This window comes from Rhodococcoides fascians A44A (assembly GCF_000760735.1).
Lineage (GTDB): Bacteria > Actinomycetota > Actinomycetes > Mycobacteriales > Mycobacteriaceae > Rhodococcoides > Rhodococcoides fascians_E.
Map to the genome: position 1 here is coordinate 1492045 of NZ_JMEX01000008.1, position 25447 is coordinate 1517491.

General features: G+C 65.7%; 24 protein-coding genes and 1 pseudogene. 12 read left to right on the forward strand and 13 right to left on the reverse strand.

From position 1 onward, the window contains the following. Positions 1 to 6 precede the first annotated feature (6 nt). Together BH95_RS19335 and rsmA are read left to right on the forward strand one after the other, a co-directional pair. Entirely contained in the window at positions 7 to 1134 is a 1128-nt protein-coding gene (locus tag BH95_RS19335; RefSeq protein WP_037143933.1) for a resuscitation-promoting factor, read from the forward strand. 36 nt (positions 1135 to 1170) lie between these two features. Continuing rightward, positions 1171 to 2046 carry a 16S rRNA (adenine(1518)-N(6)/adenine(1519)-N(6))-dimethyltransferase RsmA gene (gene rsmA, locus BH95_RS19340; protein WP_019664538.1) on the forward strand — a complete coding sequence of 292 codons (876 nt, stop codon included), beginning with the start codon at positions 1171 to 1173 and terminating at the stop codon, positions 2044 to 2046. A gap of 11 nt (positions 2047 to 2057) precedes the next feature. Here rsmA and BH95_RS19345 read toward each other — a convergent pair whose 3' ends face one another. Continuing rightward, positions 2058 to 3044: a helix-turn-helix transcriptional regulator gene (locus tag BH95_RS19345; protein WP_033190830.1), complete on the reverse strand. Its 987-nt coding sequence runs from the start codon at positions 3042 to 3044 to the stop codon at positions 2058 to 2060. Positions 3045 to 3114: 70 nt separating this feature from the next. On the opposite strand from BH95_RS19345, the gene BH95_RS19350 reads away from it, so the two are divergent. The 4 genes from BH95_RS19350 (at position 3115) to BH95_RS19365 (ending at position 7076) form a co-directional block, all read left to right on the forward strand. Then, positions 3115 to 4050, forward strand: coding sequence for a 4-(cytidine 5'-diphospho)-2-C-methyl-D-erythritol kinase (locus tag BH95_RS19350; protein WP_027498738.1), 936 nt, complete (start codon positions 3115 to 3117; stop codon positions 4048 to 4050). Next, the gene (locus tag BH95_RS19355) at positions 4050 to 5846 is read left to right on the forward strand and encodes an ABC-F family ATP-binding cassette domain-containing protein (protein ID WP_020111391.1); all 1797 of its coding nucleotides are present in this window, start codon (positions 4050 to 4052) and stop codon (positions 5844 to 5846) included. The genes BH95_RS19350 and BH95_RS19355 overlap by 1 nt, the downstream gene beginning before the upstream one ends. A gap of 91 nt (positions 5847 to 5937) precedes the next feature. After that, positions 5938 to 6402, forward strand: a complete 465-nt coding sequence (locus tag BH95_RS19360; RefSeq protein WP_020111390.1) for a GNAT family N-acetyltransferase — start codon at positions 5938 to 5940, stop codon at positions 6400 to 6402. Then, entirely contained in the window at positions 6399 to 7076 is a 678-nt protein-coding gene (locus BH95_RS19365) for a DUF4166 domain-containing protein (RefSeq protein ID WP_033190770.1), read from the forward strand. The genes BH95_RS19360 and BH95_RS19365 overlap by 4 nt, the downstream gene beginning before the upstream one ends. Before the next feature lie 9 nt (positions 7077 to 7085). Here the strand turns inward: BH95_RS19365 and BH95_RS19370 are convergent, their stop codons facing one another. The 3 genes from BH95_RS19370 to BH95_RS19380 form a co-directional block, all read right to left on the reverse strand. Then, entirely contained in the window at positions 7086 to 7697 is a 612-nt protein-coding gene (locus BH95_RS19370) for a hypothetical protein (protein WP_033190771.1), read from the reverse strand. 92 nt (positions 7698 to 7789) lie between these two features. Next, the gene (gene pnuC, locus BH95_RS19375) at positions 7790 to 8443 is read right to left on the reverse strand and encodes a nicotinamide riboside transporter PnuC (protein WP_033190772.1); all 654 of its coding nucleotides are present in this window, start codon (positions 8441 to 8443) and stop codon (positions 7790 to 7792) included. Next, on the reverse strand, positions 8443 to 10104 hold the full coding sequence (locus tag BH95_RS19380; protein WP_020111386.1) for a peptide chain release factor 3: 1662 nt from the start codon (positions 10102 to 10104) through the stop codon (positions 8443 to 8445). The genes pnuC and BH95_RS19380 overlap by 1 nt, the downstream gene beginning before the upstream one ends. Before the next feature lie 145 nt (positions 10105 to 10249). On the opposite strand from BH95_RS19380, the gene BH95_RS19385 reads away from it, so the two are divergent. Then, positions 10250 to 11884, forward strand: a complete 1635-nt coding sequence (locus BH95_RS19385) for a fatty acyl-AMP ligase (protein WP_037161465.1) — start codon at positions 10250 to 10252, stop codon at positions 11882 to 11884. Positions 11885 to 11971: 87 nt separating this feature from the next. Here BH95_RS19385 and pth read toward each other — a convergent pair whose 3' ends face one another. The 3 genes from pth to BH95_RS19400 all read right to left on the reverse strand — a co-directional run bounded on the left by pth (position 11972) and on the right by BH95_RS19400 (position 14068). Next, a complete protein-coding gene (gene pth, locus BH95_RS19390; protein WP_019664548.1) occupies positions 11972 to 12550 on the reverse strand; it encodes an aminoacyl-tRNA hydrolase in 579 nt (192 codons plus the stop codon). 89 nt (positions 12551 to 12639) lie between these two features. Beyond that, entirely contained in the window at positions 12640 to 13281 is a 642-nt protein-coding gene (locus BH95_RS19395) for a 50S ribosomal protein L25/general stress protein Ctc (RefSeq protein ID WP_170945143.1), read from the reverse strand. A gap of 154 nt (positions 13282 to 13435) precedes the next feature. Then, entirely contained in the window at positions 13436 to 14068 is a 633-nt protein-coding gene (locus tag BH95_RS19400) for a TetR/AcrR family transcriptional regulator (RefSeq protein WP_037183574.1), read from the reverse strand. A gap of 60 nt (positions 14069 to 14128) precedes the next feature. Between BH95_RS19400 and BH95_RS28335 the strand changes: the two are divergent. Continuing rightward, positions 14129 to 14893, forward strand: a pseudogene (locus tag BH95_RS28335) (DMT family transporter); the annotation flags it as partial. A gap of 43 nt (positions 14894 to 14936) precedes the next feature. Here BH95_RS28335 and BH95_RS19405 read toward each other — a convergent pair. Beyond that, the gene (locus tag BH95_RS19405) at positions 14937 to 16115 is read right to left on the reverse strand and encodes an aminotransferase class V-fold PLP-dependent enzyme (RefSeq protein ID WP_033190831.1); all 1179 of its coding nucleotides are present in this window, start codon (positions 16113 to 16115) and stop codon (positions 14937 to 14939) included. A 171-nt stretch (positions 16116 to 16286) separates the two neighbouring features. On the opposite strand from BH95_RS19405, the gene egtA reads away from it, so the two are divergent. Genes egtA through egtD form a run of 4 tightly spaced genes read left to right on the forward strand, consistent with a single transcriptional unit; the run spans position 16287 to position 20545 of the window. After that, positions 16287 to 17516, forward strand: a complete 1230-nt coding sequence (egtA, locus tag BH95_RS19410) for an ergothioneine biosynthesis glutamate--cysteine ligase EgtA (protein WP_037161459.1) — start codon at positions 16287 to 16289, stop codon at positions 17514 to 17516. After that, the gene (gene egtB, locus BH95_RS19415; protein ID WP_208601182.1) at positions 17513 to 18811 is read left to right on the forward strand and encodes an ergothioneine biosynthesis protein EgtB; all 1299 of its coding nucleotides are present in this window, start codon (positions 17513 to 17515) and stop codon (positions 18809 to 18811) included. The genes egtA and egtB overlap by 4 nt, the downstream gene beginning before the upstream one ends. After that, positions 18804 to 19538: an ergothioneine biosynthesis protein EgtC gene (gene egtC / locus BH95_RS19420; RefSeq protein ID WP_037185234.1), complete on the forward strand. Its 735-nt coding sequence runs from the start codon at positions 18804 to 18806 to the stop codon at positions 19536 to 19538. The genes egtB and egtC overlap by 8 nt, the downstream gene beginning before the upstream one ends. Before the next feature lie 11 nt (positions 19539 to 19549). Next, positions 19550 to 20545: an L-histidine N(alpha)-methyltransferase gene (gene egtD / locus BH95_RS19425; RefSeq protein WP_020111379.1), complete on the forward strand. Its 996-nt coding sequence runs from the start codon at positions 19550 to 19552 to the stop codon at positions 20543 to 20545. On the opposite strand, the gene BH95_RS19430 is transcribed toward egtD, so the two are convergent. The 5 genes from BH95_RS19430 to BH95_RS19450 form a co-directional block, all read right to left on the reverse strand. Next, entirely contained in the window at positions 20519 to 21898 is a 1380-nt protein-coding gene (locus BH95_RS19430) for an ABC transporter permease (RefSeq protein ID WP_020111378.1), read from the reverse strand. The two genes, egtD and BH95_RS19430, sit on opposite strands and share 27 nt — an antisense overlap. Beyond that, positions 21895 to 22647: an ABC transporter ATP-binding protein gene (locus BH95_RS19435; RefSeq protein ID WP_019664558.1), complete on the reverse strand. Its 753-nt coding sequence runs from the start codon at positions 22645 to 22647 to the stop codon at positions 21895 to 21897. The genes BH95_RS19430 and BH95_RS19435 overlap by 4 nt, the downstream gene beginning before the upstream one ends. 98 nt (positions 22648 to 22745) lie before the next feature. After that, on the reverse strand, positions 22746 to 23399 hold the full coding sequence (locus BH95_RS19440; RefSeq protein ID WP_037183578.1) for a response regulator: 654 nt from the start codon (positions 23397 to 23399) through the stop codon (positions 22746 to 22748). After that, complete coding sequence (locus BH95_RS19445) at positions 23396 to 24580, reverse strand: sensor histidine kinase (RefSeq protein WP_037183580.1); 1185 nt, start codon at positions 24578 to 24580, stop codon at positions 23396 to 23398. Before BH95_RS19445 ends, BH95_RS19440 begins: the two co-directional genes overlap by 4 nt. A gap of 26 nt (positions 24581 to 24606) precedes the next feature. Then, the gene (locus tag BH95_RS19450; RefSeq protein ID WP_037161441.1) at positions 24607 to 25185 is read right to left on the reverse strand and encodes a hypothetical protein; all 579 of its coding nucleotides are present in this window, start codon (positions 25183 to 25185) and stop codon (positions 24607 to 24609) included. Positions 25186 to 25447 lie beyond the last annotated feature (262 nt).

Sequence of the window (25447 nt, forward strand, 5' to 3'; positions counted from 1 at the left end):
TTGCTTGTGTCCAGTATTGCTCGCCTGAACTCCTCCAGGTCCACGATGTTGTACCTGGTGGTCGCTGCGCTGCTGGCCACTCTGATCGTCGGGGGCGCCACCGCGGTCGCACGTCACAAAACGGTGACGATCGACGTCGATGGCGAAATGATCACGCTCAGCACCATGACGGGAGACGTCAACGGTGCTCTGCAGGCCGCAGGCTACGAAACAGGCGACAAGGACCTGGTAGCACCCTCGGGTGACTCGGAATTGTCGGATGGTGAGACGGTCGTCCTCCGTCGCGCTCGAGAGCTGAGTGTGACGGTGGACGGCCAGCCTCAGCAGATCTGGACGACCGCGCTGACCGTCGACGAGGCGTTGCAGCAGATGGATCTGGCCGAGGATGTGCACGTGTCCGCGTCGCGCGGCGAACGTCTTCCGCTGGAGGGCACCGAACTGGACGTGGCGTTGCCCAAGGCAGTGTCCCTGGTCGACGGCGCCGCACCTGCCGCACCGCTGACCCTGGCTGCGCCCACCGTGCGTGAGTTCCTGGAGGAAGCGGGCAAGCCGCTCGAGCAGGCCGACACCGTGACCCCCGCGCCGGATGAGAAGGTCGAGGACGGCACCGAGATCGTCGTCACCCGTGACCGTACCGAGACCAAGACCGAGACCACCGACGTCGAGCCTCCGGAGCAGCGCATCGAGGACCCGACGATGAACATGTCCAGGACCGTCGTCGAGAACCCGGGTTCGCCGGGCGTCTCCGACATCACCTGGGAGATCAACACCGTCAACGGCCAGGAAGTGGGCCGCGAGAAGGTCGACGAGGACATCCAGGTTCCCGCACAGCCCAAGGTGGTGCGTGTCGGAGCGAAGCCGGGAACCGAGGTCCCGCCCGTCGAGAACGGTGCGATCTGGGATGCGCTCGCGCAGTGCGAGGCAACCGGCAACTGGGCCATCAACACCGGCAACGGCTTCTTCGGCGGCGTGCAGTTCGATCAGAACACCTGGGAACGTCAGGGCGGACTGAAGTACGCCCCCCGCGCGGACCTGGCCACCCGCGAGGAACAGATCGCCATCGCGTCCGTCACGCAGAAGTCCCAGGGCTGGGGCGCCTGGCCCGCGTGCACCTCGCGACTCGGCTATCGGTGACGAACCATCGAGTGACGGGTGCGTAGAGTTTTCACAGTGTCCGAACATGTGAGAGAACCCGCGGCGCTGCTCGGACCCGCGGAAGTACGGTCTCTCGCCGCAGAACTGGATGTCCGTCCCACCAAGCAACTCGGACAGAACTTCGTCCACGACGCCAACACCGTCCGTCGCATCGTCGCCTCGGCGGGTGTCGGGGGAGCGGACACCGTGCTCGAGGTCGGCCCCGGACTCGGCTCGCTGACGCTGGCGCTTCTCGATGTCGCCGACGCTGTGATCGCGGTCGAGATCGATCCCAAGCTCGCCGCACGGTTGCCGCAGACGGCAGCCGAACGAGCGCCGTCACACGCCGACCAGTTGACCGTCGTCGAGTTCGACGCGCTTCGGGTCACTGCTGCGGACATTCCCGGTGACCCGTCCGCTCTGGTCGCGAACCTGCCGTACAACGTGGCGGTTCCGGTTCTGCTGCACCTGTTCTCGCAGTTACCGACGCTGCGCACCGCATTGGTCATGGTGCAGGCCGAGGTTGCGGACAGGCTCGCGGCGGACCCGGGTAGCAAGATCTACGGAATCCCGAGCGTCAAGGCCAACTTCTTCGGCACCGTCAAACGTGCAGGCTCAGTCGGGCGTTCGGTGTTCTGGCCGGTGCCGAAGGTCGAATCAGGACTGGTTCGTATCGATCGGTACGCCGAGCCTCCGTGGCCGATGGACGACGAGCACCGCCGTCGCGTCTTCGCCGTCGTCGACGCAGCATTCGCGCAGCGCCGAAAGACGTTGAGAGCAGCGCTTGCCGGATGGGCGGGTTCGCCGGTAGAAGCCGAGCGGCGGCTGCGTGAAGCCGACATCGACCCCAGTGCCCGCGGGGAAACCATCGACGCCGCGGCATTCGTGCGGTTGGCGGGCACTCGAGCCTGATCCTTCGCCCCTCATCGCTCGACTGTCGAGCGCACACTCGCGAGATACCGTTCGCTGAGAAGGCTGTGTCGCTGAGCCACTTTCAGGCACTCGTCGCGCAGTTCGGGCGGGTCGAGGACGGTGAACGGCGTGTCGAAGGCCGAAAGCCATCGTGCAATGGAGGCGAGTGAGTCACCGGACAGGATGAGGGTGCACGCGTCCTCGGAGCCGGATTCGAGGGTGCCCCACTGCTCGTCGACCATCGGTGCAATCGTTTCGATGGATGCCGCCAGTTCGATGCGTGCCTGCACTCGGGTGAAGGTGCGGTCGATTCCGGCGGCGACGAATGCCGCGGCACCGCCGTCGGGAAGTGGTCGCGGGGTGAATCGCGGGCCGGTGGGGATCTTGGGTTCCAGCCTGTCCACGCGGAAGGAACGCCAGTCCTCGCGCAGCAGGTCCCACCCGAGCAGATACCAGCGTGCCCCCGAACGCACGAGGCTGTAGGGCTCGACTTCGCGGCGGGCTTCCGTGCCGTCGTGGCGGCGGTAGTCGAACCTGAGGCGTTCGTGGTTGTGGCAGACCCCGGCGACGGTCGACAGCACCGTGGCGTCGACCGCAGACACCGCCGTGCGTTCGACGACGTCGATCCGCAATGCGTCGAGGCGGTGCTGGATGCGTGACGGCATCACCTGGCGCAACTTGGTCAGCGCGCGCAGCGACGCCTCCCCGATGCCCGCTACGGAGCCTCCTGCTGCGGATTGGAGGCCGAAGGCGACGGCGAGAGCTTCGTCGTCATCGAGGAGCAGCGGTGGCATCTCGGCACCCGCACCGAGTTGGTATCCGCCGCCCACCCCGGCCGTCGCGTTCACGGGGTATCCGATCTCTCGGAGTTTGTCGACGTCGCGGCGGACGGTGCGCGGCGTGACGTTCAGCCTGTCGGCCAGGTCGGCTCCGGCCCAATCACGACGTGTCTGGAGCAGTGACAGCAGCTTGAGCAGTCGTGCAGATGTTTCCCGCATGGGTTCGATGATGGCAGGTATTGCGGACGGATGCTGTCCTCGAACCGATGCTCGATTAGTCTTGAACACCGTGCTCTCAGTTGTCCACAGTCCCGTTGTCGTTCGGGCTCCGTCCAAGGTCAACCTGCATCTGTCCGTGGGTGACCTCCGCGAGGACGGCTACCACGAACTGACGACCGTCTTTCAGGCGCTCTCGCTGTCCGACGAGGTCTCGGTGGTGCCGTCGCAGGGGCTGAAGGTGATCGTCAAGGGCGCCGACGCGAAGAGTGTGCCGACGGACGAGCGGAACCTCGTGTGGAAGGCCGCTGTGCTTCTGGCGGACAAGGTGGGGCGTGAACCTCTCGTCGAGATCACGATCGACAAGGGAATCCCCGTCGCGGGCGGCATGGCCGGTGGTAGTTCCGATGCCGCGGCGACCCTCGTCGCACTCGATTCGCTGTGGAAGCTGGACCTCTCGCGCAGCGAACTCAGTGATCTCGCCGCTCAGCTCGGCAGTGATGTCCCGTTCGTTCTGCACGGCGGAACGGCGGTAGGGACGGGCCGCGGCGAGAAGCTGCTTCCGGTGTTGTCACGCAACAGTTTCCACTGGGTGCTGGCGCTGGCCAAGGGCGGATTGCAGACTCCTGCCGTCTTCGCCGAACTGGACGAGCTGAGGGCGAAAGGCGATCCGCCCCGATTGGGCGATCCGGACGCCCTGATGCAGGCCCTGGTGAGCGGCGACGCCCACGCTCTCGCTCCACTTCTGGGCAACGACCTCCAAGCCGCGGCGGTGTCGCTCCTCCCGCAGCTGCGTCGTACGTTGCGAGCAGGCCTGACCGCAGGTGCTCTGGCCGGGATCGTGTCCGGATCCGGCCCGACCTGCGCATTTCTCTGTGCCGATTCCGATACCGCGGTGTCGGTCGGCGCCGAACTCTCCGGTGCAGGCGTCTGCCGTACCGTGCGTGTCGCGAGCGGACCCGTTCCCGGCGCTCGTGTAGTCACTAGTGAATCGATTGGTTTCCCCTGATGGTCAATCTCGTCAATCTCGAAAACGTCTCCAAGTCCTTCGGTGTCAAACCGCTGCTCGACGGCGTCTCGCTCGGTGTGCAGGAGGGCGAGCGCATCGGCATGGTCGGCCTCAACGGAGGCGGCAAGACAACCACTCTCGAAGTGCTCGCAGGTCTCGAACCACCGGATTCCGGGCGCGTCAGCCGCGTCGGCGGGCTGCGGATGGCCGTCGTGACGCAGCGCGGGGTTCTGCCGCCGGGATCGACCGTCGGACAGGTCGTTCTGGATCCGCTCGGCATGGCCGAGCACGAGTGGGCCGGTGATTCGCGGGTCCGCAACATCCTGACCGGCATCGGTATCGCGGACCTCGGTCCTGCGGGCAGCTCGGGTCTCGACGCCACCATCGACAACCTGTCCGGCGGCGAGCGTCGCCGTGTCGCGTTGGCGGCAGCCCTGGTTCAGGATCTGGATCTGCTGGTGCTGGACGAGCCGACCAACCACCTCGACGTCGAGGGTGTGCAATGGCTTGCGGCTCACCTGGTGTCGCGGCGCAGTGCGCTCGTCGTCGTGACACACGATCGGTGGTTCCTCGACACCGTCGCCAACCAGACGTGGGAAGTAGTCGGCGGCAAGGTCGAGACGTACGAGGGTGGGTACAACGACTGGATCTTCGCGCGCGCCGAACGTGCCCGCCAGGCCGATGCGTCGGAAGAGCGTCGTCGAAACCTCGCACGTAAGGAGCTCGCCTGGCTGCGGCGCGGTGCTCCGGCTCGAACGTCCAAGCCCAAGTACAGGATCGAAGCCGCCGAGGCCCTCATCGCCGACGTGCCTGCGCCCCGAGATTCCGTGGCATTGGCGTCGTTCGCGAAGCGCAGGCTCGGACGGGTCGTCATCGAACTCGAGGACGCCCGCCTCGAAACTCCCGACGGCCGTGAGCTGGTGAAGGACTTCACGTGGCGTCTGGCGCCGGGTGAACGCGTCGGACTCGTCGGCGTCAACGGTTCCGGCAAGACGACGCTGCTGCGTACCCTCGCGGGCGAGCTGGAACCGGCGACCGGCAAGAGGATTCAAGGTCAGACCGTGGAGATCGGTTGGCTGAGACAGGAATTGGACGATCTGCCGAAGAACCTGCGTGTTCTCGACGCCGTCAAGGAAGTCGCGGAGCGAATCACCCTCGGTGACAAGGAGATCTCCGCCGGTCAATTGGCCGAACGGTTGGGGTTCACGCCTGCGCGGCAACGCACGCCCGTCGGCGATCTGTCCGGCGGCGAGCGTCGCAGGCTTCAGCTGACGCGTGTGCTCATGGCCGAGCCGAACGTGCTGCTGCTGGACGAGCCGACCAACGACCTGGACATCGATACGCTGCAGCAGCTGGAGGACCTGCTCGACGGTTGGGCCGGAACTCTCGTCGTGATCAGCCACGATCGTTACCTGATCGAACGTATCTGTGATTCGACGTGGGCTCTGTTCGGTGACGGCAAGCTCACCAACCTGCCCGGAGGGATCGAGGAGTACCTGCGGCGTCGTGCGGTTCTCGCGGCCGAGGCGACGCCGGATTCCCTGACGACCGGGGGGACGGCGAAGAAGGCGGTGCGCGACGCCGCGTCCGAGCGGGCAGCGCGTAAGGAACTGAGCAAGCTCGAGAAGCTGGTGGTCCGGTTGTCGGATCGCGAGATCGCGCTGCACGCGGAACTGGCGGAAGCGGCCACGGATCCGGGCAAGCTCGTGGAACTCGACACGGAGTTGAAGAAGGTTCTGGCGGACAAGGACGTCGCCGAGGAACGCTGGATGGAACTGGCTGCCGAGCTCGACTGACCTACGTGAGTGGCAATGTGGTGCCTATGGTCACTCCGCGGGCTCCGCTCCTGCCCCTGCCCTACATTTCCGCTCACATAGGGTGGGGTGCATGAACCCGACGCTGGTGCTCATGGACCCCGAGCGAGTCCGGCAATGGCTCGCGGGTACCAGGGAACGGTACGTGGCCGAACGCGTCGCGACGGGAGAGACGCAGGCCGAGGCGGAAGCCAATGCGGAGATTTCCTACCGGCTCACGTTCCCCGGTGGAGTGCCCACGCCGACCCAGCGCATCTTCGACGTGTTCGACGACGACGTACGCGTCGGCTACCTGTGGATCGCTCCGCGAAACGACGCGGAACCGCTGCACTGGTGGGTGTGGGACATCGAGATCGACGAGGAGTTCCGCGGTCGGGGGCTCGGCCGGGCGACGATGCGGCTGGCAGAGGATTCCGCTCGGTCGGAGGGAGCTGTGTCGTTGGGGCTCAATGTCTTCGGTGGCAACGCCGTAGCTCGGCAGTTGTACACCTCGTTGGACTATCGGGAAACGTCGATTCAGATGAGGAAAGACCTATGACATCCGTCGTGCGTACCGCTCTCGGTAGCGAGTTCGAGAAGCTCCATCCGAAGGTGCAGTGGAGGTTCGGTCTCGCATCCGGAGACCACCGATGCCAGCTCGGCGTGGGTGTCATGGAAGAAATGCGGCACTCGACGTTGATTCCGCCGCCGGTGCTGTGGCTCGGCGGAAAACGTGGGCTGTTTCCCGGTGGGCGGGGGACGGACGTGCCGTTCACGATCGAAAACTATGCGTACGTCGACGCTGTCGGCCGCGAGACCATGGCGTTCATTCGTCGGTTCGCGTTCGCCGGATCACCTCAGGGGATGAACTCGGTGATGGTGACGCCCGCTCGCACGCCCGGCGCGGACTTCGCGCTGGACTACCTCGGCTTCTCCTCGGACATGATCGTCCGAACGACGTGCTCGGTCGACTCCGCCGGCGGCCTCGTCCTGGAGAGCGGTGCGCCGCGGGTACTGGGAATCAGGATTCCGCAGCTGGCGTCGGCTCTGACCTCCGCGCGGGAGTGGTGGGACGAAGACGAACAGAAGCACCGGGTGCAGATCGACGTCAAGAGTCCGCTGCTGGGCACGCTGTTCCACTATCACGGCTGGTTCACCGCAGAAGAACACGAGTGCGCTCCGGCCGACATTCCGGCCGGAGCACACCCGTCGAAGCTGGTGGAACGGGAGTGACCTAGCGGGTCAGCGGTAACCCTTGGCCGGGTTCAGCAGGTCGAGAACGATGGTCTGGCCGTTGGATCGAACGTGAATCTCGGGGTTCTGCAGACCGCCGGACACCAGGTACTCGCCGAGGAGCTGCAGCAGCTCGTCCGGGCCGACGGACGTGTCCGGGGTGCGGATGTCGCCGGTGCGGCTACCGAGCTCGTTCTGAGTGAGGCGGCCCGCGATGCGCACGGACGCGACGCCCATGGCGGTGCGGCGGTCAGGGGCTCCGCCGCGGCCGGCGGCCGTGGACGTCGAGCCCGACGAGTGGGTGGAACGGCCATTGGTAGGCAGGCCGTGCTCGGAGATCTGATCGCTAGTAGTCACTTCAACCTCGTTCGAATCCTTGGAGGGCTGCTTCGGCGTTGTGCTGTCGGCTTCTTGCTTCGTCTCGGCCTTCGATGCGGAGTTCTCGGTCGACTTCGCCGCTACTGGGTCCGCAGCCGCACTGTCGGTCGCCGCGTCCGAGGGGGAGTTCGACTTGGACGCCGAGACGCCGCTGGCCAGCTTGGGAGTAGGCGTGCTCAACCGGTGAGCCGGCGCCTGGCCGATCTTGATTCCCGCCAGCGGATAGCTGGATCCCTGCGTCATAGCGAGCCCTGCGTCATATCCAACCCCACATCAGAAGCGTGAAAACCTACTCGAAGTCCGTTCGGACCACCGAAGAATAACACTTCACCCGTTTAAGCGGAGATTTTCGAAGTACCGTTCGCCTTCTGAATGCGCAGCCACACCACGAAACCCCAGGCCACAAAGGCTGCGTACACAAGATACAGAAATGCGGACGGGTAGAAACCGGCACGGAACAGCAGCGGCACACCCACCACGTCGACGCCGATCCAGATCAGCCAGAATTCGGTGATTCCCCGTGCCATGCCGAACGTCGCGAGCAAGGATCCGGTGAAGATCCACGCGTCGGCCCATTTGCCGTAGGACCCGAGGTACCCGAACAGCTGGGCGAAGGCAGCGGTGCCGACGACCATCACCGCGATCATCGCGATGCGTTCCTTCGTCGACGCCCACCGCGGCAACACCGCCGTCTTGCGGGCCCGCGAGGTGCGCAGCCACTGCGACCAGCCGTAGACGCTGACCGCGATGAACAGCAACTGGCGCCCGGCTTGCCCGTACAGATCCAATGCCTGCGGCGTGTGAAAGGCGCCGCCGAGGAACACGGTGAACAGCAAGGCGTTGCCGATGATCCCCACCGGCCACGCCCACACCACTCGCCGCATTCCCCCGATCGCCGACGCCAGGCCGAAGCCGTTGCCGACGATCTCGCGCCACAGGATGGGGTGTCCCGCGATGGAGACCTGCGCGTCGAGCAGCCCGAGGAGCACTATTCGCCCGCGGCGACGAGAGGCTCCAGCGTCAGTTCGGGCATTTCCTTCTCGAGGTACTGCAGACGCCACTTGTCGCTGACGAGTGCCAGCAACGCGCCGTCGGTGCGAGTGAAGACCTCGACGCCGCGCTGGCGGCCGAGTTCGACGGCGGATTCGGTGTCGGTGCGGCGTGCGACGGAGTAGCCGAGCGGTTCGAGCCGGGCGTCGACGCCGAACTCGGACTTCATGCGGGCGGTGACCACCTCGAACTGCATCGGCCCGACGGCGGCGAGGACAGGGGAGGCGTCGCCGCGAATATCGTTGCGCAACACCTGAACCACGCCTTCGGAGTCCATCTGTTCCACGGCGCGACGGAACTTCTTGTACTTGTCCGCGCTGTCGACCCGCAGGGCAGCGAAGTGTTCGGGCGCGAAGGACGGGATCGGCGGAAACTCCACCTTCTTGTCGGTGAACAGGGTGTGACCCGGTGCCAGCGCGGTGGCGTTGACCAAGCCGACGACGTCGCCGGGGTAGGCGTTCTCCACGGTGGTGCGTTCGCGGCCGAACACCGTCAGTGCGTACTTCGTCGTGAACGGTTTGCCGGTCTGTGCGTGGGTGACCACCATGCCGCGCTCGAACACGCCGGACACGACGCGCATGAACGCCAACCGGTCGCGGTGCGCGGTGTCCATTCCGGCCTGGACCTTGAAGACGACGGCACTGAAGGGATCGGTGACGTCTCGGACACCGCCCTTGACGTCGTCGCGCGGGCCGGGTGCGGGCGCGAGGGCGACCAGTGTGTCGAGGATCTGGCGGACACCGAAGTTCAGCATCGCGGAACCGAAGATGACCGGCGACGTCTGCCCCGCCAGGAACAGCTCCTGGTCGTGCGCTTGCCCGCTCGAGACCAGCAACTCGCTCTCCTCGAGAGCCGTCTCCCATTCGTCACCCTCGCGGGCGGCCGCGGCGTCGGCGTCGAGCAATTCCTCGGGGGCGATGGTCGCGCCGCCCGCGGTTCGGGTGAACCGGATGTAGTTGCCTGCGCGGACGTCGAGCAGACCGCGGAAGTCGCCCGCGATACCGACGGGCCAGTACAGGGGCGTCGGCGTCAGGCCGATCCGCTGCTCGATCTCGTCGAGAAGTTCCAACGGCGACTGGCCGGGGCGGTCCCACTTGTTGATGACGGTGATGACCGGGATACCGAACTGTCGGCACACCTGGAAGAGCTTGAGGGTCTGCGGTTCGAGGCCTTTGGCAGCGTCGATGAGCATGACCGCGGCGTCGACGGCCGTCAGGACGCGGTAGGTGTCCTCGGAGAAGTCGGCGTGACCAGGGGTGTCCACGAGGTTGATGACGTTGGTGTCGTCGACGGCGGCGTCGACCTGGTAGTTGAACTGCAAGGCCGTCGAACTGACCGAGATGCCTCGCGCCTTCTCCATCTCCATCCAGTCGGAGACGGTGGAGCGCCTGCCTGCCTTGCCGTGGATCGCGCCTGCCTCGGAAATGACACGAGCGTGCAGCGCCAGAGCCTCGGTGAGCGTCGACTTACCGGCGTCGGGATGGGAGATGACGGCGAACGTCCGGCGCCTGGACACCTCGGCGGGAAGTTCCTTGTGAGCGTTCTTGGGGGCCGACTCGGTGGGCGCAGTGTTGGTCTCGACCGAATCCGGCGTACTCAAGCGAACCTCTTCTATTCACGGGGGCGGTGTTGCCGGTACCAGGGTACTCGTGGTCGTTCGTACGTTTTCTCGGGTAACGGCTCCGCGGGCCTGCGAATTTCAATAGCGTGGGTACAGGTCGGACCGTCGGCACAGGAGATGAGTTTTGAGCAGATTCACCGAGGAGATGTTCTCGACGGCGCGCACGAGCGAGCGGGGGCTCGTCACCGGTGAGCCGGATCAGGCGCTGAGGCAGTCCTGGGGCGAGATTCACCAGGTGGCGCGATCGATGGCGGGCGCACTCGCCGACGCAGGCATCGAACGCGGCGACGCCATCGGTGTCCTCGCCGGCCAACCGGTCGACATCGCGCCTGCGTGCCAGGCGACGTGGATGCGAGGCGGATCGGTGACGATGCTGCACCAGCCGACACCGCGTACCGACCTCGGGGTGTGGGGCACCGACACCGAGACGGTCGTGAAGATGATCGACGCGAAGGCTGTCATCCTGGGCGCCCCGTTCGACATCGCGGCGCCCATTCTCGAAGAACGCGGCATCACCGTGCTGAAGATCGACGACATGCGGGCGGGCCGGGACTGCGATCCCGTCGACACCGACGAGTCGGACATCGCACTGCAGCAGTTGACGTCCGGATCCACCGGTTCACCGAAGGCCGTGCGCATCACGCACGAGAACTTCTACGTCAACGCGTACGCCATGATCGACCGCATCAAGTTCGACGTCGACTCCGACGTGATGGTCAGTTGGCTGCCTCTGTTCCACGACATGGGCATGGTCGGGTTCCTGACGGTGCCGATGCAGGTGGGTGCCGAGGTCGTCAGCATCACGCCGCTGGATTTCCTCCGGTCACCGCTCCTGTGGGCCAAGCTGATCCACAAGTACGGCGGAACCGTCACCGCAGCACCCAATTTCGCGTACTCGCTGCTCGCGAGGAGACTGTCGCAAGCCGAGGACGATCTCGATCTCGACCTGAGTTCGCTCCGCTACGCGTGGAACGGCGCCGAGCCCGTGGACCCGGACACGATGGCGGCGCTGGCCGAGGCCGGGGCGCCGTACAACCTCGATCCCCTCGCACTCGCGCCCGTGTACGGCATGGCCGAAACCACACTCGCCGTGTCCATCCCCGACCCGGGCCAAGGACAAGTCCTCGACGTCGTCGACGCCGATCTGCTCGAGGCGATGGGCCGAGCCGTCCCGTCGACCAAGGGCAATCTGCGACGCCTCGCGACACTCGGCAAGATGGTGCCGAACCTCGAAGGCCGTGTCGTGGACAAAGAAGGCCAGGTCCTCACTCCGCGCGGCGTCGGCATCATCGAAGTGCGCGGCAAAGCCGTCACACCGGGGTACATCACCGTCGACGGACCCGTCGCCACACAGGACGAGGACGGGTGGCTCGACACCGGCGATGTCGGCTACTTCACCGAAGAAGGACTGGTCGTCGTCTGCGGCCGCGTCAAGGACGTCATCATCATGGGCGGCCGCAACATCTACCCGACCGACATCGAACGTGCAGCAGGCTCGGTACCCGGGGTGCGACCGGGTAACGCCGTCGCGATCAGGCTCGACGCGGGCGACAAGCGGGAGAGCTTCGCCGTTGCCGTGGAGACCAACGACTTCCAGAATCCCGACGAGGTGAAGCGAATCGAACACGACGTCGTTCACGCCGTGCACTCGGAAGTAGGAGTACGGCCCAGAACCGTTGCCGTCCTCGGTCCCGGATCGATTCCCAAGACGTCCTCCGGCAAACTCCGTCGATCCAACTCGGCGGGTTTGCTGGGCTGAGTGGGACCGAGTCAGCACCCTTTTTGCAGACTTCGCACGCCTTCCAGTGCGAGAGCACGCGTGCCAGCTCGGCAAAAACGGTGCCAGCTACCTCGGATGAACCTGGTTCTGCGCTGCTTCGAGGCCGACGCGCAGGAGTAGTTCGGCGGCGTCGGCGGCCTCTTCCACGATGACACCGAGGTCCTTGCGTTCGGCCGAGGAGAAGGGTTTGAGGACGTACGAGGCCGGGTCCATTCGGCCGGGAGGACGCCCGACGCCGACGCGCACACGCAGGTAGTCCTTGGTGCTCAGGTGCTGAGAGATGGAGCGAAGCCCGTTGTGGCCGCCTTCGCCGCCGCCGAGTTTGAGGCGGATGGCACCGAAGTCGATGTCGAGTTCGTCGTGGACGACGACGATGTTCGACGGCTCGACGGAGAAGAATCGTGCCAGGCCTGCGACGGGTTGGCCGGAGAGGTTCATGAAGGTGCGGGGTTTGGCGACGATCACCGAGCGGTCCGCGAGGCGTGCTTGGACGATGTCGGAGTTCGACTTCTTGTGCGAGGAGAACTTCGCACCGATCCGGGCTGCGAGCGCGTCGGCGACCATGAATCCGACGTTGTGGCGGGTCGTTTCGTACTGTGCGCCGGGGTTACCCAGGCCGACGATCAGGGCCGTATCTGCAGTCACGGTTGATCATGCTCCCATCGAGAAGGGTGAAACGAGAACGCGCCGCTCCCGACGAGGGGAGCGGCGCGTTTCGTGATGCGGGGCTGAGATCAGCTCTCGTCGGAGCTTTCCTCGGATGCCTCTTCTTCGTCGACGACGTCGCCGGTCGGAGCTTCTTCGCCCTCGGCTTCGAGGTCTTCCTCGGTCGGGGCCTCGACGACGTTGACGAGCAGGAGCTCGGGGTCGGAGATCAGGGTGACGCCGGCCGGAAGGGTCAGGCCGCCTGCGAGGATCTGGGTGCCTGCCTCGACGCCCTCGACCGAGACCTCGACGGACTCGGGGATGGACAGTGCGTCGGCCTCGATCTCGACGACGGTCGAGTCGGTGGTGACCAAGGTGCCGGGGGCTGCGTCACCCTCGACGACGACGTTGATCTCGACGGTGACGCGCTCGCCCTTGCGCAGGACGAGGAGGTCGGCGTGCTCGATGCTGCGCTTGATCGGGTGAACGACGACGGACTTGGTCAGGGCGACCTGCTCCTTGCCGTCGATGTCGAGGGTCAGAACAGCGTTGGTGCCGTCCTTACGCAGGACTGCGGCGAATGCGCGGGTGTCGAGGGCGAGGTGCTGCGGGTCGGTGCCGTGTCCGTACAGAACAGCGGGGACCAGGCCGTCGCGGCGTGCGCGGCGTGCAGCGCCCTTGCCGAACTCGGTGCGTACAGCAGCCTTGAGGTTGTTTACTTCGTTCGACATCAGAGAACAGCTCCTTGAGATCACGGTGTGGGCAAGTGCTTCGTCGGGGCAGACACGAACGAGCACGGCCGAGGAGCCGAGCCGCGTCGATCACGGTAGTTCCTGTGCGGAGCTACCCTCGCCGAGACAACCCGGGAGACTCTACACGACCCCCTCACGTGAGTGGAAACGTAGACCTGGGGGAAGGAGCGGAGCGTGCGGAGCGACCGGACTGCAAGGCTCCACTCACGATTCCATTCACAAGGGTGGAGGCGATGGATCGGGCGACGTCGACGGCGTCGGCGCGAGCTCCCGCGGTGCTCATCACGACGGCGCCTTCGTGGATCAGGGACAGTTTCAGGCCGAGCTCGTCGGGCGCAGGCAGGTCTGCGTCCTCGGCGAGCTGGACGAACAGTGCTCGCGTCCAGTCCTTCTCGGATCGGATGACGTCCAGGGCCGGGTGGTCGGTCCCGCCGTATTCGGCGAAGGCGTTGACGAACCCGCAGCCGCGGTGGTTGTCGCGCATCCAGGAGGCCAGCGCGTCGTAGATGCTCAGGACGCGTTCGGGGCCGGTGGGGATCGCTTCGAGGTAGGCGAGGACGAACTCGCGCCACCTCTCGAAGCGTCGCTCGAGGTACCGCATCACCAGTCCGTCCTTGGAGCCGAACCGGTCGTAGAGCGTCTTCTTCGTCGTCCCGGCTTCGTCGGCGATGAGGTCGACGCCGACGGCCCGGATGCCGCGTTCGTAGAACAACGCGCTGGCGACGGTGAGGATGCGCTCGCCCGCGGGTGTCAAAGCCTTGGTCATGGGTGTCTCCGATCACAGGTCCACTGCAAGTATACAGACCTGTATGGTTACCTCGTCGGTATGGACAAACTAGCGGCCACCGCTCTGGTGATTCTGTGGAGTTCCGGATTCATCGGCGCGGACCTCGGCACCGCCCACGCGCCCGCACACACACTGCTGGGATGGCGGTACCTCGTTGCTGTCGCCATCCTCGGTGCCTGGTGCTGGTATCGAGGGCTCCGCACGACGTGGGCGGGGGTTCGCCGGCAGAGTGTGCTCGGCTTCTTCAGCCAGTTCCTCTACCTTGCGTGCGTGTTCGGGGGCGTCGGGCTCGGTGTTCCGGCGGGTACGGCGGCGCTGATCGCGGCCATGCAGCCCCTGGTCGTGGCGGGCCTGGCTGCACGTCTGTTGGGCGAGGGTTTCGGCGTCGGCAAGTTCGTGTCTCTGACCGTGGGATTCGGTGGAGTCGTCGTCGTGGTCGCCGGTGACCTCGGCGGTGAGGGTGCGCCCTGGTTCGTGTACTTGCTGCCGCTGGCGGGCATGGTGTCGCTGGCCGTCGGCACCGTTGTCGAACGCAAGCTGCGCACGACGGAACCGATTCCGCTCGCGATGCTGATCCAGGCGTGCGTCGCGGCCGGACTCTTCATGGGATGGAGCGCGGTTCTCGGCGACGCAACGCCGCCCGTCACGGTCGGCTTCTGGGGCGCGGTCGCGTGGTTGGTCGTGCTGTCGACCTTCGGCGCATACGGCACCTACATGTTCGTCCTGCGCCGCAGTGGGGCCACCCGTGTCAGCGCGCTGCTCTACCTCACACCGGCGACGACGATGGTGTGGGCTCTGCTGATGTTCGGCGACCCCATCACCTGGACGGCTGTGGCCGGGACGGCGATCAGTGCCCTCGCCCTGTGTGCATGGAGGCGACCAGCTCGTCGAGTTGATCGAACGTCACGAAGTAGTGCGGAGATGCGCGAATCACCGAGTCCAACCCTCTCGAGCTCATGTCCACGAGTGTCGAACGTCGATGGCTGACCGTCACGGTGATGCCCTTCGCGGCCAACTCGTCGCGCACGTCGGTGGGATTCCTGCCGTCGACGGTGAAGGACACGATGCCGCTGCGCCGGTCACCGAGGTCGTGGACGGTGACGCCTGCGACGGTGCGAAGGCCGGCGCGTAGGTGTTCGGCGCGGGCGCTGACGGCGTCCTGGACGGCATCGATTCCGATGTCCAGCAGGTAGTCGACGGCCACGCCGAGCCCGAGTCGGGACGCGACGGAGCATTCCCAGAATTCGAACCGCGAGGCGTCGGCCGCGAGTTGGTACTCACGTTCGCCGCTCCATTGCGCACTGTGCAGGTCGAGTGCCGGTGGCTCGAGCGTGTCGGCGAGACCTGGGCGGACGTAGAGGAATCCCGTTCCGCGGGGCCCGCGCAACCACTTTCGGCCCGTCGCGCTGAGTGCGTCCACCCCGAGTTCGCCGACGTCGACGCGCACCTGTCCGATTGATTGGCATGCGTCGAGCAGTACGAGTGCGCCGACTCGGTGGGCGAGTTCGGAGACCTCTCGTGCGGGATTGATCAGTCCACCGTTGGTGGGCGCGTGGACAAGTGAGACAATTCGGACGCGTTCGTCGAGCATGTCCTCGAGTGCGGCGAGGTCGATCTGGCCCGAGGGGTCGCTCGGTACGAACTCCACGGTTGCGCCCGTCGCGGCGGCGCGCTGCAGGGCAGCGATCGCGTTGGACGCGTATTCGACCTGGCAGAGCAGTATCCGATCACCGTGAGTCAGCGGGATGGAGTAGAAGAAGTCGCTCCACGATCGAGTTGCGCTGTCGCTCAGAGCAATGCCCGACGGCGTCGCGCCGATCAACCTGGCAATGGAGGTTTTGACTGCCGCGAGATCGGCCATCCGTTCGTTCGCTGCGCGGTATCCACCGACCGCCGCTTCGCGACGAAGATGTGCGACGGCGGCGTCGACGACGGGGTCGGGCGGCAGTGACGATCCCGCGCTGTCGAGGAAAATCGAGGAGACCGCGGCCGGTGTGTCCCGGCGGATCCGATCGAGATCGAACATGTCGACGCCTTCCTGGTGCACTGCTGGGGAGTCGTGGTTACTGTCGTAAGCGGAGCCCGACGGGTCGATCCGCAGGCTTCACTCCTGCAAGGCTTTCACATGTGCTCGGTTTCGAGCGGAACAGCCTCGGGTAGTCGTGGCAACTCAGCTAGTCGGGACGAACGTGAGGAGATGGCGATGACGTCCACGGTCAAGTCCCGGGGGCTGAGCTCGCGGCCTGCCGCAGCGGCCTACGTCGAACGTGTGTGCTTCAAGCTCGGTCCACCTCGACTCATCGGTGCCGAATTGGAGTGGTTGACACACACGCCGGACGGGGCGAGGCCCGCGTTGGACTCTCTGGCGGCTGCCCTCGGGCAGTACGCCCCGCGAAACATTTCCTCCATCTCGCCTGCCCGTCCGCTCCCCGGCGGGAGCGTCGTGACCATCGAGCCGGGTGGCCAGGTGGAACTGTCCAGTTCGCCGTTCCCGTCGGTGCGGGAGCTCGCTCGATCGGTCGACGCGGACTCCCGTCTTCTCGAGTCGATGCTGAACACCGCACGGATCGGTATGACGTCCGTTCCCGCAGATCGCGACCGGGAACCGCAGCGTCTGCTCGTTCTCCCTCGATACTGCGCGATGGAGGACAGGTTCACGACCATCGGCCCCTTCGGCAAACTGATGATGTGCAACACGGCCGCCGTTCAGGTGAGCGTCGACGCCGGGCGGGACCGCGAGGACGTGGCGCGCCGGTGGACCATGTTGGAGGCCGTCGGGCCCGCACTCGTCGCCGCCTTCGCGTGCTCGCCGACGCTACGCGGTGCACCGGAGGGGAGCTGGGCGTCTCAGCGGATGCGGACGTGGCTCGAATTGGACGGCAGCAGAACCGAAGTGCCCAACACGGGCGATCCGATCGCGGACTATTCGGCCTGGGCGCTCGACGTCCCGCTGCTGTGCATCAGGGGCGAGAGCGAGAACTGGACGGCTCCACCGGGAACGACGTTCGCCGACTGGATTGCCGACCACGGCCGTGTCGGGCGACCACCGACCACCGATGATCTGGATTACCACCTCACGACGTTGTTTCCGCACGTTCGCGCGTGTGGGCACTTCGAGATCCGCTACCTCGACGCACAGCCCGACGGCCAGTGGGTCGTTCCCGCAGCCCTGTTCGACGCATTGCTGTCCGGGCCCGACGTGATCGAGCGCGCAACGCAGATCGCGGCGGAGACTGCCGGCCGGTGGGTCGACGCTGCCCGCGACGGTCTCGCCGATTCCGATCTTCGTCGTGCCGCAGAAGCGTTGCTGCACTTGGCTGCCGACAACTCGTCGGACCATCGAACGCTGTTGCTGGACACCGCCGAGCGATGTCGTCTCGCATCGGCACCTACCGCACAGCATTCCACCGGAAAGGAATCGGCATGACGAGCACCGAAGAACTGCGCAGCACCGTCGAGCGGGTACTCGCCCGCAGTCGTGCCCGCAGCTCGGCCCTCACCGACGCAGTAGACGACGCGGACCTCACCGCGCAGCATTCGCCGCTGATGAGCCCGCTCGTCTGGGACCTCGCGCACATCGGCAACCAGGAAGAACTCTGGCTTGTCCGCGACGTCGGCGGGCGCGAACCGGTACGGTCCGACATCGACGAACTGTACGACGCTTTCAAGCACTCCCGGTCCAGCCGTCCGTCACTACCGCTGCTGACACCGGACGAGGCGCGCGCGTACGTCGGGTCCGTCCGCGACAAGGTGTGGGACGTGCTCTCCGCCAGTCCGCTGGACGGGCGCAGGCTCGAACGCGATGGCTTCGCCTTCGGCATGGTGGCCCAGCACGAGCAGCAGCACGACGAGACGATGCTCGCGACCCACCAATTACGTACCGGTCCAGCGGTTCTCCACGCGCCGCCTCCTCCCGCAGCGCAGATCTCGGCGGCCGGAGAAGTGATCGTCGACGGTGGTGTCTTCACCATGGGCACCACGCTCGACCCGTGGGCACTCGACAACGAACGACCCGCACATTCGACGTACGTCGCCACGTTCGCCCTCGACGTCGCGCCCGTGACCAATCGTCAGTACGAGGAATTCATCGCCGACGGCGGATACTCGCGTCCGGAACTGTGGAGCGAACGCGGCTGGGCACACCGAACCGCCGAAGGGCTCGTCTCCCCACAGTTCTGGGAACGCGACGCCGACGGCAGCTGGTGGCGTCGGGCATTCGGGGTGACGGCACTGATCAAGCCCGACCAGCCCGTCGTACACGTCTGTTTCTTCGAAGCCGAGGCGTACGCGCGGTGGGCAGGCAAAAGGCTGCCGACCGAAGCGGAGTGGGAGAAGGCTGCCCGTTTCGATCCAGCGACCGCGACGGTACGCAAGTACCCGTGGGGAGATGCCGAACCGACCGAGGTGCACGCCAATCTCGGTCAGCGGCACCTCGAACCCGCCGACGTCGGCGCCTACCCGGCCGGGGCGTCGCCGCTCGGAGTGCAGCAGCTGATGGGTGACGTGTGGGAGTGGACGTCGTCGGATTTCGAGCCCTACCCGGGCTTCGAGCCGTTCCCGTACGCCGAGTACTCCGAGGTGTTTCTGCGCGGTGATTACAAGGTCCTGCGCGGCGGATCGTTCGGGACGGACGAGGTCGCGTGCCGCGGCACGTTCCGCAACTGGGACCACCCGATCCGGAGGCAGATCTTCGCCGGCTTCCGGTGTGCCCGAGATGTGTAGGCACCTGGGCTATCTCGGACCGAGACGGTCGGTCGCCGACGTTCTCACCGCCGGCGAGAACTCGTTGTTCGTGCAGTCCTGGGCGCCGAAGGACATGCGGGGCGGCGGCACGATCAACGCCGACGGATTCGGCGCGGCGTGGTGGGACGACGACGGTGCCCGCAGCTACCGCAATGCGATGCCGATCTGGTCGGACCCGGCGGTCGCCGACGTACTCGGTGCGACGTCGTCGACGGCCGTGCTCGGAGCCGTTCGGTCTGCAACCGTCGGGATGCCGGTCGAGCGGAGTGCCTGCGCCCCGTTCACGGACGGGACGTGGGCGTTCAGCCACAACGGTGTCGTGTTCGGGTGGCCCGACGCGTTGGCCGAACTGGCGTCGGAGGTGCCGCCGACCGAGTTGCTGGCACTGCCGGCACCGACGGATTCTGCGGCTCTGTGGGTGATTCTCCGGAACCTGCTGCGGCAGCACGATCCGGAGAAAGCGTTGCGGGTGTTGATCTCCCGCGTGGAACAGTCGTCGCCCGCTCCGCGTCTGAATCTCCTGCTGAGCGACGGTCACACGTTGTACGCGAGCGCGGTGTACCACTCGCTCTCCGTACTGGACACGGGGGACTCCGTCACCGTGGCATCCGAGCCCACCGACGGGGACTCCCGGTGGATGTCGCTTGCGGACCGAACTTTCGTCGTCGCCCGACCGGGGCATGTCGACGTCACAGATCTCGATTGAGGGGAAAGCATATGGCTGATATCGCTCTGGACGTGCACATCTCACCCGAAAGGCTGCTCGACGATCTTCGCTCCGATGTGCGGTTGGGTATGACGGCGGCGCCGAAATGGATTTCCCCCAAATGGTTCTACGACGCGCGTGGGAGCGAGTTGTTCGAGCAGATCACCGAACTGCCGGAGTACTACCCGACGCGCACCGAGCGTGCACTGATCGAGGCACACGCCTACGACGTCGCCGAGCGGACGGACGCCGCGATACTGGTGGAGTTGGGTTCGGGGTCCTCGGAGAAGACACGACTGCTGCTGAATGCGGGCATCAAGCACGGGTCGCTGCGCAAGTACGTACCCCAGGACGTGTCGCCGACGGCACTGGAGGGGGCGATCGAGGTGATCGCCCGCGAGCATCCCGGGCTCGAGATCCAGGGGATCGTCAGCGATTTCACCGATACCCTGCAGAATCTTCCTGCCGACGGCAGCCGAACCATCGCGTTCCTGGGCGGCACTCTGGGCAATCTCATTCCCGAGGAGCGTGCGCTCTTCCTCGCCGACATCGCCCAGGCCCTGATCGCCGGTGAATTCCTGCTGCTGGGAGTGGGATTGGTAGTCGAGGAGAGTGTGGTCGTCCCGGCGTACGACGACGCGGCCGGTGTCACGGCGCAGTTCAACGCGAACGTTCTGTCGGTGTTGAACGAGCGTTTGAACGCGAACTTCGATCCAGGCCAGTTCGAACATGTGGCGCTGTGGAATTCGGACGCCGAGTGGATCGAGATGCGTTTGCGGGCTCGCACGGCGCAGGACATCCGAATCGAGGATCTCGACCTCGACGTCCACTTCGACGAGGGCGAGGAGTTACGCACGGAGATCTCGGCCAAGTTCAGGAAAGAGGGGATAGAAGCAGAACTCGTCGACGCGGGGTTCCGCGTCGACGAGTTCTGGACCGATCCGGAGAGCAGGTTCGCCCTCATCCTCGCCAGTCGGACATCACTCGGACAGCGCGACGACCGGTGAGATGGAGTTCGCTCGGCGCGACGGCATGAGCGAGGCCACCAACGCCAGCACCGCAGCCGACAGGACGGTTCCGGCGATGAGCGCCCATGGCAGCGTCGGCAGGCCGATGCCCGATTGCGCGATGGAACCGAGCAGCGATTGCGCGGCCGCCCATCCGTAGACGATGCCGAGGAGAAGGCCGAAACCCATCGACGCGATCACCATCTGCGCGCTCTCGGACACGATCATTCCACGGACCTGCTTGCGGGTGAAGCCGAGAGCGCGCAACAGGCCGAGTTCGCGGGTGCGCTGCATGACGCTGAGCGAGAGGTTGTTGACCATCCCGACGGCCGCGATGACACCCGAGAAGCCGATCAGTCCGGTCATGATCCCGACGGTCACCGTCAGCACCTGATCGAGCGATTCTTCGCTGAACTCGTGTTGCAGCATCGTTCGGTAGCTGTACATCGCCACGGCGAACGTCACCACCAGCGTGACGCCGATCAGCAGACCCAGCGCTGTGCGCGTGGCACGCTCCGGGTACCGCGTTGCGTTCGCTGCGGCCAGGCGCGCCGACGGCGTGCTGCCGAAGAGCCTGCCGACTACTCGCAGGACCCACGGCACGATTCTGTGTGCGCCGACCATGATGCCGGTGAACGACGCGGCGCCGCCGAAGAAGGCGATGAGCACACCGGCAGGGGTCACCGTGCCGACGAGCACCCCGAGTCCCAACAGCACTGCGCCACCGGCGATGAGAACGATCGACAACGTCGTGCGTGCGGCTCGCCGCCGCGAATCCTCGGACGCAGCGGTCACGACGACGCCCGTCGCCTGAATCGGCGTCACGTCGAGGACGCGTTTGCTCCCGATGTACGACGCGGCCCACGTGGTTCCCACGACGATGACGACCGGCAGCGCGACGAGTGGCTGCACCGTCGTGTATGCGACGTCGGGTAGCTTGCCTGCACCGACGGCGATCGCTCGGGCGAGGTGACTGGCGGCGACACCCACCACCAAGCCCACTGCGGCACCGAACAGTCCGACGGACAGTCCTTCCCGGGACACGGATCGACGCAGTTCTCGGCCGGATGCGCCGAGGAGCCGGAGCAGCGCAATGGTTTTCGTGCGGCCGGCGACGATCGTACCGAACGTGTTCGCGGTGACGACCGACGCGACGTACAGCGCGAGAAGTACGAACACCATCGCGACGCTGTAGAGAGCGACGGCGACAGCGCCTTGTCCGTCGGTACCGAAGATGTCGAGCAGGAACGCCGTTGCCTGGATCAGCACCACACCGAAGAACGATGCGAGCGCTGTGACGAGGATGCTCGCTCCGTGTTCACGACGCGGTGTCGACGCGGTGGCGGCCCTCATGCGACCTTCTCCATCGCAAGCATGTAACCGGAGATCTGCTCGGGCGTCGAACGTCCGCGCTCGTCGACGATTCGCCCGTCCGCCAGGAACACGATCCGGTCTGCGTAGCTGGCCGCGACCGGGTCGTGCGTGACCATGACGATCGACTGCCCGTATTCGCGAACCGCGGCCGCCAGGAGCGCGAGAACTTCACGGCCGGTGCGGGAATCGAGGTTTCCCGTCGGTTCGTCCGCGAAGATCAGGTGTGGCCGCGAGCCGAGCGCTCGTGCGATGGCGACCCGCTGCTGCTGCCCACCGGACAACTGATGGGGGCGATGGGACGTGCGTTCGCTCAGGCCCAGTGTGGCGATGAGCTGTTCCACCCATGCGGCTTCCATCTCGGTCGGTGCGTGGCCGTCGAGCTCGAACGGAAGCAGAATGTTGGATCTGACGTCCAGCGTCGGGACCAGATTGAAGGCTTGGAAGATGAAGCCGATCTGGCGTCGGCGAAGCTCGGTGAGTGCATCGTCGCCGAGATCGGTGATGTCGGTGTTCGCGAGCACGACTTGCCCGGACGTCACCGAATCGAGGCCTGCCATCACGTGCATGAGGGTCGATTTGCCGGAGCCCGACGGGCCCATGATGGCCGTGAACTCTCCGGAGCGGATGTCGAGCGACACGTCGTCGAGCGCGTTCACGTGGTTGGCTGCGTCGCCGTAGCTCTTGTGGACCCGGTGAACCCGGGCTACCGGTGCTGGTGTTGTGGTCATGTCTGTAGAAACTACGAACCACCGGGGTGAAAAGAATCAGGCTGCAGTCTCTGCTTCGTACATCCAGAGGATGATCTGGGGTCGGTGCATCGGGGAGTTCACCGCACCAGACCGTGTACGAAGGCGTACACGACCAACTGGACCCGATCCCGCAGACCGAGCTTCGTGAAGATTCTGCTGATGTGAGTCTTGACGGTTGCTTCGCTCAGGAACTCCTGTGCCGCGATCTCGGAGTTGCTCGCACCCCTCGCCGCCAGGTGAAACAGCTCGCGTTCACGTGCGGTGAGAAGCTCGAACTCCTTGGGCACCTGTGGAGTTGCCGGAGTGTCGGTGAAGTGACCGAGCAACGCCGTCGTGGCCGACGCCGCGATCACCGAGTTACCGGCATGAACGGTGCGGATCGCCGCGAGCAAGAATTCAGGATCGGCGTCCTTGAGAACGAATCCACTCGCGCCGGCCTTGATCGCCTTCGCCGCACTCTCGTCGAGATCGAAGGTCGTCAACACGAGGATCCTCGGCGGCTCGCTCGATGCGGCGACGATCTCCGCTGTCGCCGCAATGCCATCGAGAACCGGCATCCGAATGTCCATCAGCACGACGTCGGGGGAGACCTCGGCCGCCAACTCGACCCCGGCCTTGCCGTCGCCGGCCTCACCGACGAACTCGAGATCGGGTTGCGACGAGATCAGCATCCTGATCCCGGCACGAAAAAGCTGCTGGTCGTCGACCAGCGCTACCCTGATTCGGCTCATTCCGCAGGCTCCGTTCCTGTGAGTGCTCCGGGAATGTGCGCGACGAGTGTCCACACACCATGATCGTGGCTGGTCTTCAGGGTGCCGCCGGACAGGACCGCGCGTTCGCGCATACCGATGAGGCCGTGCCCGCCCGTGGATTCGGGTGCTTTTCGCACCGAGTTGCGCACGGTGAGCGTCGTGCCGCTGGGTCCGGACTCGACGGCTACCGATACCGGGCGCGACGAGTCCCCGTGCCGCAGAGCGTTGGTCAGTGCTTCCTGCGCTATCCGGTAGAGCGTCAGATGACCGCCGGCACCCAGGTTCGCGGAGTCGCCGGTGGAATCGAAGTCGATCCGCAGCCCGGCCGCGCGCATCCGGTCGACCAACGTGGACAGGTCCTGCGATTCCGTGGCCGGAACGTCGTCGGTGTTGTGGCGTAACTGGGCCAGCACGCCGCGGACGTCGCGTAGTGCGTCGCGAGCGGTGCCTGCGATGGTGCCGAGGGCCTCGTCGACAGCCTCGGGATCCGCTTTGCGTGCGTACCGGGCACCGTCGGCCTGCGCGATGACGACGGCGAGCGAGTGCGCGACTATGTCGTGCATGTCGCGGGCGATTCGGTTGCGCTCGTGTTCGACGGCAATGTCCTGCAGTGCCCGTTCCTGTTCGATCTCGGCCAACGCACGTTGGTGCTTCTCCTCGATGGACATCCGGTTCGCCAGCGCGATGCGACCCAGCGCCCACGACAATCCCAGGACAGCCCAGGAGGCAACCAGCAGGATGATCAGTTGCTGCGCGTAGTCGCCGACGGAGCGGCTGCCGTCCGGTGAGACGTTCGGGTCCCCGACGAGGGTGAGAAAGGTAGCGGCGACTATGCCGCCGACGACGGTGGACACGAGACCGATCTTGCGAACGCGGTCCGAACCGTATGCAGCAGTGGCGAACAGCACGAACAGAATTGCAGTGTTGGCGCCCTGTGTGCCGAGACCACCGGCCATCTGACCGATGGCGAAGACCCAGGAGATCGCCAGCGCCAGAGGAGGCGAGAGACGACGCAGTGCCAGTGCGACGCCGTAGCCGAGCAGGACGACAACGGCGAGCGCACCGTTGTCTGCGGCGGCGGACGGAAACAGCACGGCCGTGAAGACGGCGGCGAATCCGACGTCGATGGCGACCTGATAGCGCGCTAGCGTCCTGAACACCCGTCCAGGGTACGTACCGCCGAGTGTCAGATGCGGCGACGCGCCTTCTCGAGCGCACCGAGGGTGGTGAGCACCGTGGTGCGCTGCTTCTCGAGATCCTTGCGGCGCGCGCGTGCCGGCAGGCTTTCCTGTCCCTCGATCGCGCTGATCTGCGAGTCGACCTCGGTGAGCTGAGCGAGCAACTTCTGCACCCGCGACTCGAGCTCGATCATGTCGATGCCACTGACACCCGCCTGCTGCTTCTTGGGAGCGGCCGGCTTGCTCGCAGCAGCAGAGGAAGCAGACGACGAGCTTGCACTGCTCGGTGCCTGACGAGGAGCAGCAACTGCAGCAGCAGCCCTGGGGCGCAACGCTTTGCGAACCGCAGCCGGATCCGGCAGCTTCTCGAGACGAATGCTGTTCAACACGGCACGAGCATCACGAGCAGTGACGCGGTACTCGCGCTCCTCCTCGTCGTCGGACGCAAGAGTGCCGCCGAGTGGGCGCAAACCATACATGCCGATGAAGTGCTTCGCCTCGTCGATGACGGCTTCTTTTTCACGGCACAGGCCACAACGCGGTTCATTGCGATAAGTTTCGATCGAGTCGGTGCTTCCGCACCACACGCACCCGCCCGGAGTCCACCGGGCGATACGGACGGTAGAAGTTGCTGCAGGGCTGTCCATGGTTTGCGCGTCGATCACGACGAGTCATCTTAGGGTACAACGCAACCCGCCCCGCACACCCCCTCCCTCCCGAACTGCGCTTTCCATCACCGAAGTGACGAAGCTCATTTCCAGGAATCAGGGGTCTGCGGAGCGGGTGTAAAGAAACCGAACGTGACGTTCGGTCACTTGGGTGGACCGTCTATCTGGAGCGAACGTGGGG

Coding starts and splice junctions, on each gene's coding strand:
- egtD (WP_020111379.1), top strand. CDS start 19,550: ATGGCTGATATCGCTCTGGACGTGCACATCTCACCCGAAAGGCTGCTC.
- BH95_RS19435 (WP_019664558.1), bottom strand. CDS start 22,647: ATGACCACAACACCAGCACCGGTAGCCCGGGTTCACCGGGTCCACAAG.
- egtA (WP_037161459.1), top strand. CDS start 16,287: ATGGCGATGACGTCCACGGTCAAGTCCCGGGGGCTGAGCTCGCGGCCT.
- BH95_RS19370 (WP_033190771.1), bottom strand. CDS start 7,697: ATGACGCAGGGATCCAGCTATCCGCTGGCGGGAATCAAGATCGGCCAG.
- BH95_RS19395 (WP_170945143.1), bottom strand. CDS start 13,281: ATGTCGAACGAAGTAAACAACCTCAAGGCTGCTGTACGCACCGAGTTC.
- BH95_RS19355 (WP_020111391.1), top strand. CDS start 4,050: ATGGTCAATCTCGTCAATCTCGAAAACGTCTCCAAGTCCTTCGGTGTC.
- BH95_RS19430 (WP_020111378.1), bottom strand. CDS start 21,898: ATGAGGGCCGCCACCGCGTCGACACCGCGTCGTGAACACGGAGCGAGC.
- BH95_RS19400 (WP_037183574.1), bottom strand. CDS start 14,068: ATGACCAAGGCTTTGACACCCGCGGGCGAGCGCATCCTCACCGTCGCC.
- BH95_RS19345 (WP_033190830.1), bottom strand. CDS start 3,044: ATGCGGGAAACATCTGCACGACTGCTCAAGCTGCTGTCACTGCTCCAG.
- egtC (WP_037185234.1), top strand. CDS start 18,804: ATGTGTAGGCACCTGGGCTATCTCGGACCGAGACGGTCGGTCGCCGAC.
- BH95_RS19405 (WP_033190831.1), bottom strand. CDS start 16,115: ATGTTCGATCTCGATCGGATCCGCCGGGACACACCGGCCGCGGTCTCC.
- BH95_RS19365 (WP_033190770.1), top strand. CDS start 6,399: ATGACATCCGTCGTGCGTACCGCTCTCGGTAGCGAGTTCGAGAAGCTC.
- BH95_RS19440 (WP_037183578.1), bottom strand. CDS start 23,399: ATGAGCCGAATCAGGGTAGCGCTGGTCGACGACCAGCAGCTTTTTCGT.
- egtB (WP_208601182.1), top strand. CDS start 17,513: ATGACGAGCACCGAAGAACTGCGCAGCACCGTCGAGCGGGTACTCGCC.
- BH95_RS19360 (WP_020111390.1), top strand. CDS start 5,938: ATGAACCCGACGCTGGTGCTCATGGACCCCGAGCGAGTCCGGCAATGG.